Annotated in this window: 14 protein-coding genes; 2 read left to right on the top strand and 12 right to left on the bottom strand. The window is 61.7% G+C overall.

The features are described from left to right. Positions 1-65: 65 nt before the first annotated feature. Entirely contained in the window at positions 66-269 is a 204-nt protein-coding gene (locus tag ACQ7JA_RS14645; protein WP_430898914.1) for a hypothetical protein, read from the top strand. Positions 270-384: 115 nt separating this feature from the next. On the opposite strand, the gene pulA is transcribed toward ACQ7JA_RS14645, so the two are convergent. The 10 genes from pulA to ACQ7JA_RS14595 all read right to left on the bottom strand — a co-directional run bounded on the left by pulA (position 385) and on the right by ACQ7JA_RS14595 (position 10,369). Continuing rightward, positions 385-3,471 carry a pullulanase-type alpha-1,6-glucosidase gene (gene pulA / locus ACQ7JA_RS14640; RefSeq protein ID WP_430898912.1) on the bottom strand — a complete coding sequence of 1,029 codons (3,087 nt, stop codon included), beginning with the start codon at positions 3,469-3,471 and terminating at the stop codon, positions 385-387. A gap of 297 nt (positions 3,472-3,768) precedes the next feature. Beyond that, positions 3,769-4,779, bottom strand: coding sequence for an inorganic phosphate transporter (locus ACQ7JA_RS14635; RefSeq protein WP_430898910.1), 1,011 nt, complete (start codon positions 4,777-4,779; stop codon positions 3,769-3,771). 23 nt (positions 4,780-4,802) lie between these two features. After that, on the bottom strand, positions 4,803-5,429 hold the full coding sequence (locus tag ACQ7JA_RS14630; RefSeq protein ID WP_430898908.1) for a DUF47 domain-containing protein: 627 nt from the start codon (positions 5,427-5,429) through the stop codon (positions 4,803-4,805). Between the two features lie 107 nt (positions 5,430-5,536). Then, entirely contained in the window at positions 5,537-6,922 is a 1,386-nt protein-coding gene (locus tag ACQ7JA_RS14625) for a replicative DNA helicase (protein ID WP_430898988.1), read from the bottom strand. 107 nt (positions 6,923-7,029) lie between these two features. Continuing rightward, entirely contained in the window at positions 7,030-7,482 is a 453-nt protein-coding gene (gene rplI / locus ACQ7JA_RS14620) for a 50S ribosomal protein L9 (RefSeq protein ID WP_430898906.1), read from the bottom strand. A 38-nt stretch (positions 7,483-7,520) separates the two neighbouring features. After that, a complete protein-coding gene (gene rpsR, locus ACQ7JA_RS14615; protein ID WP_036249492.1) occupies positions 7,521-7,811 on the bottom strand; it encodes a 30S ribosomal protein S18 in 291 nt (96 codons plus the stop codon). A 48-nt stretch (positions 7,812-7,859) separates the two neighbouring features. Then, a complete protein-coding gene (priB, locus tag ACQ7JA_RS14610) occupies positions 7,860-8,150 on the bottom strand; it encodes a primosomal replication protein N (protein ID WP_231057184.1) in 291 nt (96 codons plus the stop codon). A 39-nt stretch (positions 8,151-8,189) separates the two neighbouring features. After that, a complete protein-coding gene (gene rpsF / locus ACQ7JA_RS14605) occupies positions 8,190-8,576 on the bottom strand; it encodes a 30S ribosomal protein S6 (RefSeq protein ID WP_020656856.1) in 387 nt (128 codons plus the stop codon). Positions 8,577-8,684: 108 nt separating this feature from the next. Continuing rightward, positions 8,685-9,278, bottom strand: a complete 594-nt coding sequence (locus ACQ7JA_RS14600; RefSeq protein ID WP_430898902.1) for a DUF4276 family protein — start codon at positions 9,276-9,278, stop codon at positions 8,685-8,687. Then, complete coding sequence (locus ACQ7JA_RS14595) at positions 9,275-10,369, bottom strand: AAA family ATPase (RefSeq protein ID WP_430898900.1); 1,095 nt, start codon at positions 10,367-10,369, stop codon at positions 9,275-9,277. Before ACQ7JA_RS14595 ends, ACQ7JA_RS14600 begins: the two co-directional genes overlap by 4 nt. A 191-nt stretch (positions 10,370-10,560) precedes the next feature. Between ACQ7JA_RS14595 and lexA the strand changes: the two genes are divergently transcribed. Further along, positions 10,561-11,193 (top strand): transcriptional repressor LexA, encoded by a 633-nt coding sequence (lexA, locus tag ACQ7JA_RS14590; RefSeq protein ID WP_430898898.1) that lies wholly within the window; start codon positions 10,561-10,563, stop codon positions 11,191-11,193. Positions 11,194-11,270: 77 nt separating this feature from the next. Here the strand turns inward: lexA and ACQ7JA_RS14585 are convergent, their stop codons facing one another. Next, a complete protein-coding gene (locus ACQ7JA_RS14585) occupies positions 11,271-12,005 on the bottom strand; it encodes a tetratricopeptide repeat protein (protein WP_430898896.1) in 735 nt (244 codons plus the stop codon). Between the two features lie 97 nt (positions 12,006-12,102). Continuing rightward, entirely contained in the window at positions 12,103-12,924 is an 822-nt protein-coding gene (locus tag ACQ7JA_RS14580) for a tetratricopeptide repeat protein (protein ID WP_430898894.1), read from the bottom strand. Positions 12,925-12,943: the final 19 nt, after the last annotated feature.

Here is a 12,943-nt window from a genome sequence, read left to right as displayed (position 1 = left end):
TCCGGCGCGGGCGGCACTACAATCGACCCCTCCTTACCTACCGATCGATGATGGAGTTGGACGTTATGAAGAAGTTGATCCTCGCCGCCGTGGCATCCACCCTGCTGGGCGGCTGCGCCCATGAACCCTCCGCTCCCCGCGAGAGCCGGGCCAGGGATGACGATTACGTCTCGGTCGGCAGCCACCTCAAGCGCAAGAAGGGCCAGGGCAGCACCAGCAGGGTCAGCACCGGGAACGCGGCCGACGTCGAAGAAGCGAAGATGCAGTAAGCCGCATCCGCCCGCCAGGGCCGGGCGTGCAAAAAAGGCAGGACGCGCGCGTCCTGCCTTTTTCATTTGCCGGCGGAAGCCGGTCAGACGATGCCTATCGGTTTCGGGATACTTCTCAATCGTCCCCGCGCCTGCCGCCCTTTTCCACGAACACCGCCGCCGTGCGCGCCGGGATCGTGAAGCTGCCGTTCGCGTCGCCGTAGCTCGAGGTCTTCACCACCGGATCGTCCGACCCGGCCTGCACCTGGTGCAGCTTGAACCTACGCCCCTTCAGTTCCGGAATCGCGATGGTCCTGGCTTCCTTGTCCACGTTGAACAGCACCGCGACGCTGCGGTAGCGTGCGTCCGGATAGCTGCGCGGCTTGTCCCCGTCGATGTGCATCACCACGAGACCGGGCTGCTGGTCCGGTCCGGTGTTGTAGAAGCGCAGGCGCTCTTCCACATCCTTCGCCGTGCGCAGGCGGAACAAGGCGCTGTCGAAGCGGATCCGGAGCAGGTCCTCGAAAGCGGCCTTCGCCGCCAGGATCGCCTTCGTGTCCGGCTTGATCAGCGGGTTTTCCAGCACCGGCGTCATCAGGCCCCAGTTGTCGCGGTTCTTGTCGCTCGATGGCAGGCCCACGCCGAAGTTGTTCGAGGCATAGCTGTAGTCGAGGCGGTTGAACCAGTCGCCCGCGTTATAGCTGTCGCGGTCGAGCGACTTGGAGCGCAGCAGTTCCTGGCCCGCATGGATGAAGGGAATACCCTGCGACAGCATCACGATGGCCGACCCCAGGTTCTGCACCCGCACCCGGTCGGCAAGGGACGTCGACTGCGGCAGGCGCAGGGCGTTGATGTCGAACAGGGTCTGGTTGTCGTGCTTCTCGACGTAGTTGATGGTCTCTACCGGGCTGCCGGTATAGCCTGCGCGCTGGCCGAAATAGTCGATGTCCGCGTTGCTGCGCAAGGAGCCGAAACGGTCCACGAAGCGGTAGTCGCGCAGGGTGCCCGACAGGCCCACGCGCACCAGGTCGGCCAGGCGCAGCGCATCGTCGCGCGACTGCCTGGCCAGGTCGTTCGGGTCGTACCAGACGCCGTTGATGAAGCCCTGCTCCCTGACCAGGCTCTCGCCGCTGTCGCAGCAGCCGCCGCCGCGCACCGTGTCGCGCAGGCGGTCGTTGAAGGAACCGATGCCGGTGCCGAACAGATTGGCCTGGCGCGCCGTCACGAAACGCGCGTCGTTGGCGACGGCGCCGAAGTTCCAGCCTTCGCCGTACAGGTAGATCTCGCGGCCGGCGGCCCCGTTGGCGCGCGCCTGCACCTGCTTCATCACGTCGAGCGGCGCGAAGGTCATGATGTCGAAGCGGAAGCTGTCGATCTTGTACGCGCTGGCCCACAGTGCGACCGAGTCGACCATCAGCTTGCCCATCATGGTGTGCTCGGCTGCGGTGTCGGCGCAGCAGCTGTCGTTCAGGGTGCCGCCCTTGTCGTTCAGGCGGTAGTAATAGGCAGGCACGATCTTGTCGAGCACCGACAGGGGTCCCTGCTGCGAGGAGCTGGTGTGGTTGTAGACCACGTCCATGGCGACCCGCAGGCCGGATTCGTGCAGGCCCTGCACCATCGCGCGGAACTCGCGCACGCGCACGGCGCCGTCGTTCGCATCCGATGCATAGCTGCCTTCCGGCGCGTTGTAGTGCACCGGGTCGTAGCCCCAGTTGAAGCAGTCGCTGTCGCGGACCGCCGCCACCGCAGCCTGCTGGTCGGCGGATGCCGGGCCGGCCTCGGGAATGGCAGGCGTGAGGCAGCCCGCTTCGTCGATGCTGGCCAGGTCGAAGGCCGGCAGCAGGTGCACGTGGGTCAGCCCGGCCTTCGCCAGGGATTTCAGATGGCGCATGCCGCGCGAATTGCGCTCGGTGAAGGCCAGGTACTTGCCGCGACGGGCGGCAGGCACCGAGTCGTCGCTGACCGAGAAGTCCCGCACGTGCAGTTCGTACAGGGCGATGTCGGCCGCATGGGCCAGGTCCGGAATGCGGTGCCTGTCCCAGCCGCGCGGCTTGAGCTGCTCGCTGTCCAGGTTCGCGATATAGGTGCGCGCGCTGTTGGCATTCAGGCTGAGCGAATACGGATCGGTCACGGTGTTCGTGACCAGCGTATTGTTCGCCCAGCGCGACAGCACCTTGACGGTATAGGTGTAATAGGCGCGGTTGGTCCAGGCGGCGTTCGGCGCGGTGTAGCTCCACACCCCGGTCGCGGCGTCGAGGCGCATCGGCACCTGCGCGCCGGCGGGCGCGTTCGCGTCCGGATAGATGTCGAGCGCCACCGACTTTGCGGTCGGGGCCCAGACGCGGAAGGTCGGCACGCCGGCGCCGTTGAAGCTCACGCCCAGCTTCGCATCGGCCGCGCGGGCGCCGAACACATTGTCGAGCATGCCGGCCGTCTGCAGCGAGGTGACCTGCACCAGCTTGCCGGCCGTGTCGAACTGGGCGATGGCGAACTGGTTGCTGGCCAGCGCGGCGACCTTAGCGGCGTCCTGGCTTGAGAGCGCGAGGCCGGTGGCGCCCGCCAGGTGCGGGAATTTGTCGCGCACGTCCTGCGGCAGAGGCGCCGGACGCAGGTCCATGCTGCCGTCGGCGCCGGTCACGCCTTGCACACCCGAACCGAGGCCGCCGCCCGCCGCGTAATACAGCTTGTAGCTGCCGGTGGCCGGGACGCCCGGCCAGGCCAGACTGGTGCGCGACAGCCAGTGGGCGCTGGCGGCGGACAGGTTGCCATAGCTGACCGCCGGCTGGCTGGTGTAGACGGTGCAGTCGCCTTCCAGCAGCCAGATCTCGTGGCCGCGGGTGGCGACGTCCGGGTTCAGCGGCGCGCCCTGGTCGGCGCCGCAGTTCTTGTTGCCGCTGCCATCGGTGACCAGGAACCACAGCGCCGTCTTGCCGGACGCAAGCGGGATGTCGACCCAGCCGCCGAAGGCGTCGGATTGCGTGAACATGAAGCGGTCGGTGATCCAGGCCGAGCTCGGATTCAGGGGGCCGTCCCAGGAATACACGCCCCACTCGGCGGTGTCGTTTTGCACCCGGCGGAAGTGAATACGGATGGTGTTCGGCGCGACCGGCGCCGCGGCGGAAGGTCCCGGTTGGACCTGGGCATGCGCGGTGCCTGGCGCGAGCATGGCGGCGCCGAGGCTCAGCGCTGCGCAGAGCAGGGCCGAGCGCCATCTTGAAGTCAAACTACGTCTATTGCGCATCTTGTCTCCGTTGTCGTTGTTTTCATTGGTATTTTCCGCCAGAAAGACTTTGTGAGGCGGGAATATGGCGAGCGCCACCATGTAATATTACTACCAAAAATGAAATGCACGTCGACATACGGGCTCGACTCATGGATGCGACCAGGCGACGCCCCTGACATTTGAACGCGCAGGCAAAGGATTGCCACCCTACGATTGAAAAGAAAAATGCCGTTCAGCGTTAACTGAACGGCATTCCGGCTCGCGCCCTGATTTCTTGTGCTTCCAGCCAGCCCGGCTTTACATGATGTGGGTGCCGATCCACCAGGCCACCGCCGCCATGAAGGCCGACGCCGGGATGGTGAAAATCCAGGCCCAGACGATGTTGCCCGCCACGCCCCAGCGCACGGCCGACATCTTCTGCGAGGCGCCCACGCCGACGATCGCGCCGGTGATGGTGTGGGTGGTCGAGACCGGGATGCCGAAGTAGCTCGACATCAAGAGCGTCATGGCGCCGCCGGTCTCCGCGCAGAAGCCGCCGACGGGCTTGAGCTTGGTGATCTTCTGGCCCATGGTCTTGACGATGCGCCAGCCGCCGAACAGCGTGCCGAAGGCGATCGCCGCGTAGCAGGAGATGATGACCCAGGCCGGCGGATGCGTATCGCTGGCGCTGACGTAGCCGGCCGCGATCAGCAGCATCCAGATGATGCCCATGGTCTTCTGCGCGTCGTTGCCGCCGTGGCCCAGCGAATAGGCCGCGGCCGAGGCCAGCTGCAGGCGGCGGAACCAGGTGTCGACCTTGCGCGGCGTGGACTTCACGAAGCTCCACGAGACGATCAGCATGATGATCGAGCCGAGCACGAAGCCCAGCATCGGCGCCACCACGATGAAGGCCACGGTCTTGAGCAGGCCGCCCGAGATCAGCGAACCGGTGCCCGCCTTGGCCACGGCCGCGCCCACCAGGCCGCCGATCAGCGCGTGCGAGGACGAGGACGGGATGCCGTAGTACCAGGTGATGATGTTCCAGGCGATCGCGCCCACCAGCGCCCCGAAGATGACGTAGTGGTCGACCACGTGCGGATCGATGGTGCCCTTGCCGATGGTCTGCGCCACCTTCATGTTCACCACGAAGATCGCGATGAAGTTGAAGAAGGCGGCCATGGCGACGGCGTGGTGCGGCTTCAGGACGCCGGTCGACACGACGGTGGCGATCGAGTTCGCCGAGTCGTGGAAGCCGTTCATGAAGTCGAAGACCAGCGCCAGCAGCACCAGCATGCCCAGCACGTAAATGCTGATGTTAACAGTTTCCATGATTGTTCTTGTTGTTGGACGCGTTATGCGTTTTCGACGATGATGCCTTCGATGATGTTGGCGACATCCTCGCAGCGGTCGGTGACGGTCTCGAGGATCTCGTAGATGGCCTTCATCTTGATCAGGTTGCGCACGTCCGGTTCGTCGCGGAACAGCTTGGACATGGCGGCGCGCATCACGTGGTCGGCGTCCGACTCGAAGCGGTCGATCTCTTCGCAGATGGCGACGATCTTCTGTGCGTTGCCCATGTCGTGCAGCATGGCGACCGCTTCCTGGACCTTCTTGCAGGCCGACAGGCACAGTTCGGCCAGGCGCGCGGCTTCCGGGGTCACGGCGTGCAGGTCGTACAGCGACACGGTCTGGGCCGCGTCTTCCATCATGTCGAGGATGTCGTCCATGCTGGTGATCAGCTTGTGGATGTCGTCGCGGTCGAGCGGGGTGATGAAGGTCTTGTGCAGCAGGTCGACGCAGGTGTAGGTGATCTTGTCCGCCTGTTTCTCAATGCTTTCCACGGCATGGGTGCGGTTTTCCAGGTCGTCGAAATTGGTCATCAAGCCGACCATCTCCTGCGCGCCTTTCACGCACAGCGCGGCGTGCTGGTTGAACAGGTCAAAGAACTTGCCCTCCTGGGGCATCAGGCGTCCAAACATTTTATTCTCCGTTGAATCTCTTGGGACTTCGAAACCGCCGCCACGGCTGGCAGCGGCAAAGTGAACCGGCTCGTGGCCGGCTGATTTATAAGAACTGCTTCAGAAACTTAGTCGCCCTGATAGATACTCAGGTTACCGCTGTAGTTGCCGAACTTGGTGTAGGAGCCGATCCAGGTAAGGCGGACGGCCCCGATCGGACCGTTACGCTGCTTACCGATGATGATTTCGGCGGTTCCTTTATCGGGCGAGTCGGGATTGTAGACCTCGTCGCGATACAGGAAGATGATCACGTCCGCATCCTGTTCGATAGCGCCCGATTCGCGCAGGTCGGACATGACGGGACGTTTGTTGGGTCGTTGTTCCAGCGAGCGGTTCAGCTGGGACAGCGCGATGACGGGGCAATGCAGCTCCTTGGCCAGGCCTTTCAGGGAACGGGAGATCTCCGAGATCTCGGCCGCGCGGTTGTCGCCCGGCTGGCTGCCCTGCATCAGCTGCAGGTAGTCGACGATGATCAGGCCGAGCTTCCCGCACTGGCGCGCCAGGCGTCGTGCCCGTGCGCGCATCTCGATCGGGTTCAGCGCCGGCGTCTCGTCGATGTAGAGCTGGGCATCGTTCATTTTCTGGATGGCGTGCGTCAGGCGCGGCCAGTCCTCGTCGTTCAGGCGGCCGGTACGCAGGCGATGCTGGTCGAGCTGGCCCACGGAACCGAGCATACGCATGGCCAGCTGGGCGCCGCCCATCTCCATCGAGAACACGGCCACCGGCAGGCCGGCTTCGATCGCGACGTTCTCGCCGATGTTGACCGAGAAGGCGGTCTTGCCCATCGAGGGACGTCCCGCCACGATGACCAGGTCGCCCGGCTGCAGGCCGGAGGTCATGCGGTCGAGGTCGATGAAGCCGGTCGGCACGCCGGTGATCTCGCCCTGGTTTTCGCGCGAATACAGTTCGTCGATGCGCTCGACGACTTGCGTCAGCAGCGGCTGGATCGGGTTCCAGCCCTGCTGGCCGCGAGCGCCGGTTTCGGCGATCGCGAAGATCTTCGACTCGGCCTCGTCCAGCATCTGCTTGACCTCCTTCCCTTGCGGGTTGAAGGCATTGCCCGAGATCTCATCGGCCACCGTGATCAGGTTGCGCAGGATGCCGCGGTCGCGCACGATCTCGGCGTAGCGGCGGATGTTGGCCGCCGACGGCGTGTTCTGCGCCATCGCGTTCAGGTACTGCAGGCCGCCGACCTCCTCGGCCTTGCCGAGCATATTGCAGGCCTCGTAGACCGTGATGACGTCGGCTGGTTTACCGGCGTTGATCAGGCGGATCATCTGTTCGAAGATGATGCGGTGATCGTAGCGGTAGAAATCCTCCGCGTGCATGAAGTCGGCGATGCGGTCCCACGCGGCGTTATCGCGCAGCAGGCCGCCGATGACGGACTGTTCTGCTTCGATGGAGTGCGGCGGGATGCGCAGGGAATCGACTTGCGGATCGGCTGGGGAATTCATGGCGGGCATTATACCTTCTCCTGTCACACGGCTGTCATAAATGACCGGTTTTTCAGGACGTAAAAAAAGCCGGGCGAACCCGGCTTTTTCGTTTTTACAACAAATGCTTATGCAGCTTCGCCGACGACAGCGATGGTGATTTCCGAGACGACGTCGGTGTGCAGCGCGACGGCAACCGGGAACTCGCCGGTGGTCTTCAGCGGGCCGGTCGGCAGGCGAACCTGCGACTTCTCGACTGCGAAGCCTTGCTTGCTCAGGGCTTCGGCGATGTCGAAGTTGGTGACCGAACCGAACAGACGGCCGTCCACGCCGGCTTTCTGGGCGATGGTGACGGTCATGCCGCTCAGCTTGTCGCCTTGCGCCTGGGCTGCCGACAGCTTTTCAGCTGCTGCTTTTTCCAGTTCGGCGCGCTTGACTTCGAACTCGGCCACGGCGGCCTGGGTAGCGCGGCGCGCCATCTTTTGCGGGATCAGGAAGTTACGTGCGTAACCGTCCTTGACTTTGACGACGTCGCCCAGGTTACCGACGTTAACAACTTTTTCGAGCAGAATAACTTGCATGTTTTTTTCTCCAGGATAACTGACTGACGTGCCGACGCTTAGGCGTTGTGCAGGTCGGTGTACGGCAGCAGCGCGAGGTAGCGTGCGCGCTTGATGGCGGTGTCGACCTGGCGCTGGTAGTGCGCCTTGGTACCGGTCAGGCGTGCCGGCATGATCTTGCCGTTTTCCTGGACGAAGTCCTTCAGGGTGTCCACGTCTTTGTAATCAACCTGCTCAACGCCGGCGGCGGTGAAGCGGCAGAACTTCTTGCGCTTGAACAGCGGGTTCTGCTGCTTGCGCTTGAGTTTTTCTTTGGCTTTGTTTTTGTCGAACTTTTTACCGAATGCCATTTTGAGGCTCCTGTATCTGTAATCTAAATAGGCCGTGTCGCTGGGCGACTATGCGGCACTGAAATCAATGATGTGAAACACCAAGGCTTTGCTGTTGCGGTTCTTTCTGGCGAGGAATCCCTCGAAGCGGTAAGCGGCGCCGAGTTCGGCGCTGTCCAGCCGGCCTGAAATCTGGCCCGCGCCAAGCGCAGGCATTTCAAACTCGACCAGCCTTGCCACCCCTGCTTCTTCCTGCTGCGAACTATGCTGCAGGATCACGCCCACGATGGGGACGCCGGCTGGGGTGTAACGCAGTACGTCACGCTCCGCGATGGTCGCGATGAGCTGGAACTGGTTCACTTCCGTTTAAAGGTTCCCGAGAAAAAACTCAGTGACAGCTTAAGCAGCGGCGGCCGGGGCAGCAGCTGCTGCTTCAGCGCGGTGGCTCTTGGCTGCGTCTTCGCGCTGGACCGACTTCATCATCGGCGACGGTGCGGTTTCGGCCTTCTTCATCTTGACGGTCAGGTGACGCAGGACGGCATCGTTGAACTTGAATGCGGTTTCCAGCTCGACCAGGGTCTCGTTGTCGCACTCGATGTTCATGCAGATGTAGTGGGCTTTCGGCAGCTTCTGGATCTGGTAAGCCATTTGACGGCGGCCCCAGTCTTCCACGCGATGGATGTTACCGCCGCGGCTGGTCACCGTGGTCTTGTAACGCTCGATCATCGCCGGGACTTGCTCGCTCTGGTCCGGGTGGACGATAAAAACGATTTCATAATGACGCATGCAACACTCCTTAAGGACGTTTAAACAAATGCCCACCTCGGCGTCAAGACGAGTGTGGGAAGGGAAAGCCCACGATCATAGCATGGATTGCGAACCGCAGCAACAGGACTAGAGCGCCTCCAGCCGGGTCACCCACATATCAAATCTGGGACAATGCGCTCGAATTTCCTGAAGTCCTGCCAGCTCGAGAATCTCAGGACCATGTAGTTTTTTGTCGTAGGCTTTGAAGATGTTTTTCAATCGATGAGATGGACTTGTCTCCACTGCTCCGTTCACGTTCTCGGGCGAGCCACTACGGTGCACTGCATCGTTCAGTAGCACTAGCTCAGCATCTCCACCACTCAACCATTCCACCACATGAGCGGGAACCGCGAACAGTAGCGCTTCGAACTCATATTTTTGGATATATGGCAAAAAGCGCTGGCCCCTTCCCTCCCCCACTCGAGCCACCATTTCTGCTTCAAGCTCGTCTACGGACAAAGTGCCGCGCCCTTTAAAGCCGTAGAAGTCGTAAAGGGTACTGACTCGATCGAATGATCCGAACAGCGCAGGCAGTTGCCCAGCCATTTTATCCAGACTCACATTACCACGAAGGTCGATGGCGGTAACCTGCTTTCCGAAAGGGGTCAGGTACGGCTTTAGTACGCGCTGGACAAACTCCCGCTCGGTCGCACCTTCGACGCTAATTGCCAAGCGCGTCATTCCGGCGTCCCTCCCAGGACATTCATCTCCCAGATATCACCGATCCGGTATTCTTTCATCCACTCCGAGACCTCGACCTCGCTCAGGCGACGAAAAGCCGATGCGTTTTCCACTTGATCGACAACGACCATGTCCTCCCAAGAAAATTGATTCGCTAACGTCACTGACTGCGTCGAAGCAATGATCTGCGTGATCTCACTCGCTGAGCGCATCATCGCGGCCAAGAGCTGCATAGCGAATGGATGCAAGCCAAGCTCAGGCTCATCCAAAAGAATGATAGTTGGCAATTTTGGCTGCAAGAGCAAGGTTGCCATGCAAATGAAACGCAGAGTTCCATCTGAAAGCATCGTCGCATCAAAGTAATCTTCACTTCCCTTGTGTTTCCAGCGCAGGCGAATAGTGTCGTTTGGCTCAGGCACGAACACAAAGTCATGAAAGTATGGGGCAACGCGTTGAATGGTATGGACTATGCGACGGTAATTTTCAGTTTCACGTATGTCATACAGGAAAGCAGCTAAGTTCTCCCCCTGTGGTAGCAGGCGCTCTGTTGCATGAATGCTATACGCACCCTTGACACGTGCTGTGTCGCTAGTGTCGTGAAAATGGTAAACCTTCCAGTCACGCAGGTAGCCCGCGACGTGCTGACTAGGCGTGCCGGTACCGGGCAGCGGGAGGCCTGACTCTGCCGCACCGGGCGGCGCGAGGTCTCGCACCTTCGTACCCCCTGCGTAGCCTATTTCACCACCGTGAAACAATGCCTGCTCACGTTTGAACACCAAACTATCGTCATTGGTCGCCACCATTGTGGCTCGGTAACCATTAGGCGAAAAATGGAGATCGATATGGAGCTCATCCGTTGTCTTGCGTCCAAAAAAAAGTGTGCGATCCGCGCCGTTTAGTCCGGCTCGCACGAAGAGCTGCAGCTCCTTTTCAAGCAAACGATTCATGAACTTGAAGAAGCTGATGAAATTCGATTTGCCAGCCCCATTCGGACCAATGAGGACATTCAATCTCTTCAGCTCTAGATCAAGCGAACGTATTGAGCGAAAACCGCTAAGCTTAATGTGCTGAAGGCACCCGAGCTTTGCCATGTAGTTACCTTTTGAAAATTTTTCTGCGGAGCATGCTTCGCCGGCCGACTGTAGGCGGCATGTTCAAACGGTGCGTAGAACGCACCCCGCGCGTAACTTACACACAAACCGCGCTTGAGACAACGAAATAGCTTGCGTTTGCTCGAACACTGTATAAAAATACAGTCTCGAATGATATCAGTGGTACATCCATGCTCAAGCTCACTGCAAGGCAAGAACAGATCCTCAACCTGATCAAGGAAGCGATCGAGAACACCGGTTTCCCGCCGACCCGCGCCGAAATCGCGGCCGAACTGGGCTTCAAGTCGGCCAATGCCGCCGAGGAACATCTGCAGGCGCTGGCGCGCAAGGGCGCCATCGAGATTTCCCCGGGCACCTCGCGCGGCATCCGCCTGGTGGGCGCCTCGGTCGAACAGATCCCGATGCCGCCGGCCGCCCTCATGATGTCGCTGCCGCTGGTCGGCCGCGTGGCCGCCGGCTCGCCCATCCTGGCCCAGGAACACGTGGAAGCCACCTATTCCGTCGACGCCGCCATGTTCTCGGCCCGTCCGGACTTCCTGCTGAAGGTCAAGGGCTGGTCGATGCGCGATGCCGGCATCTGCGATGGCGACTTCCTGGCGGTCAAGAAGATCGACAGCGCCAAGAACGGCCAGATCGTGGTCGCCCGCCTGGGCGAGGAAGTCACCGTCAAGCGCTACCGCAAGACCGGCAACATGGTCGAGCTGTTGCCGGAAAACCCTGACTTCAAGGTCATCCAGGTATCGCCGGAAGACGAATTCGCACTCGAAGGCCTGGCCGTGGGGCTGATGCGCAGCTGGCACTGAGTCCGCGCTTCACACGCACAACGGGGTAGTCGGGGCCGCTGGCCTCGACTACCCCGTTTTTTATTGGCGCATTCGTCTTACTGGATCTTCTTGTCCGCCCAGTAGGAATCCTTCTTGGCGTCCTTGACCATCTTGTTGTGCTGCTCCACATAGCTTTCCGTCGCCTTGCGCCAGGCGTCGAAATCGGCCAGCAGCAGCTTCGAGCTCACCCTCGCCTCTTCGCTCAGGTTTTCCTGCAGCTGGGCCAGGTAGGCGTTCGACTTCTCCGTCTCTTCCTTGTTCATCAGCTTCTGGATGTCGGCGGGAATGCGCTTGGCCAGGGGCATGGAATTGTTCAGGTGGGTGACGTACTTGTTGTAGCACTCCTGCCAGGCCTTCACGGCCGCACCGATGCGGTCGATATCGGCGTTGATCTTCGACATCGCCGGAATGCGCGGCGCCACGCAGCGGTACTCGCCCGTCTTCAGGTCGGCGCCATCGTAGCCCTTGATCCAGTAGTCGATGTCGGCGCGGCGCTTGGCGCGCTGGTCGATCAGCTCGAGCGAGGCGATCGCGACCTTGTTGCCCTTGGCAGCCGCCTTCTTGAACAGCTCGACCGCCTTCGCCTCGTCGACCTGCCCCGCCTCGCCGTAGAAATACATCTGGCCGAGGGCCTGCTGGGCGGCCGGATTGCCGGCATTGGCGAGCTTGGTGTAGAGCTTCATGGCGCCCGCGTAGTCCTGCTTCTCGAACAGGGCGTTGGCGTCTTCCAGTTCGCCGGCAAAGGCGGCGCCGCACAGCAGCAGGGAGGCAAGGAACAGCTTGGTCTTCATGGTCGCACACGGTGAGGGATGGAGCCCCATGATAGCGGCAAGTGCGCCGCTCGCTCAACCGTTGAAACAATTCCGGCAGCCAGGGCTGCCGGAAAGCTTAGCGCCGGGTAGGGGCCACAACCGGTGGGGCCGGCTTCGTGCTGGGCTTACGATCCATCAGCAGGCGCCGATCGTCATTCTGGCGGCGCTGCTGCTCGATGTACATGCGCTTTTCCTCGTCGGCGCGCATGGCCATGCGCAGGTTTTCTTCCTTGGCGAAGGCGTCCGTCGCTTTATGCCATTCCATCTGCTTGCTGGCGACGGTGTTGACGTCGGCGATGGCCTTCGCCTTCAGGCTGGCATAGACCGCCTGCACATGGTCGCGGGCGCGCTTGACTTCCGATGGCGTCATCATGCCCAGCACCTCGGCAGGAATATGCTTGCCGTCCGATACCGTCGCATTGAAGTTGGCCATGAAGCCCTGCTGGCAGGCGCGCCAGCTGTCGATGGCATCCTTGGTGGCCTTGATTTCCTCGTTGGTCCTCGAGGCCTCCGGGATCGCCGGCATCGGGCAGTCGAACTTGCCTGCACGCAGGTCGGCGCCGTCGTATTGCTGGGTCCAGTAGGCAATCTCGGCGCCATGGATCTTGCGCCGGTCGAGGACAGCCAGCGACTCCTTCGCGCCCGCGTTGCCGGCCGCCGCCGACTTCTCGAACCAGCGCCGCGCGGCGTCCAGGTCTTCGCCGGTGCCTTCGCCGAACCAGTGCATTTCGCCCAGGCGCAGCTGCGCGTCCGGGTTGCCGGCATCGGCGAGGCGGGTAAACATCGCCATCGCCTTGCCGTAGTCCTTGGCCGCCAGCAGCCGGTTCGCCTCCGCCAGATCATCCGCGGCCAGGGCGCCGCAGCTGACGAACAGCAGGGACAACAGGAATCTCCGCATGATTACCCTCCAAATATTG

The organism is Massilia sp. BKSP1R2A-1, from assembly GCF_050586525.1.
GTDB lineage: Bacteria > Pseudomonadota > Gammaproteobacteria > Burkholderiales > Burkholderiaceae_D > Telluria.
This window is presented reverse-complemented; position numbering and strand designations above follow the sequence as displayed.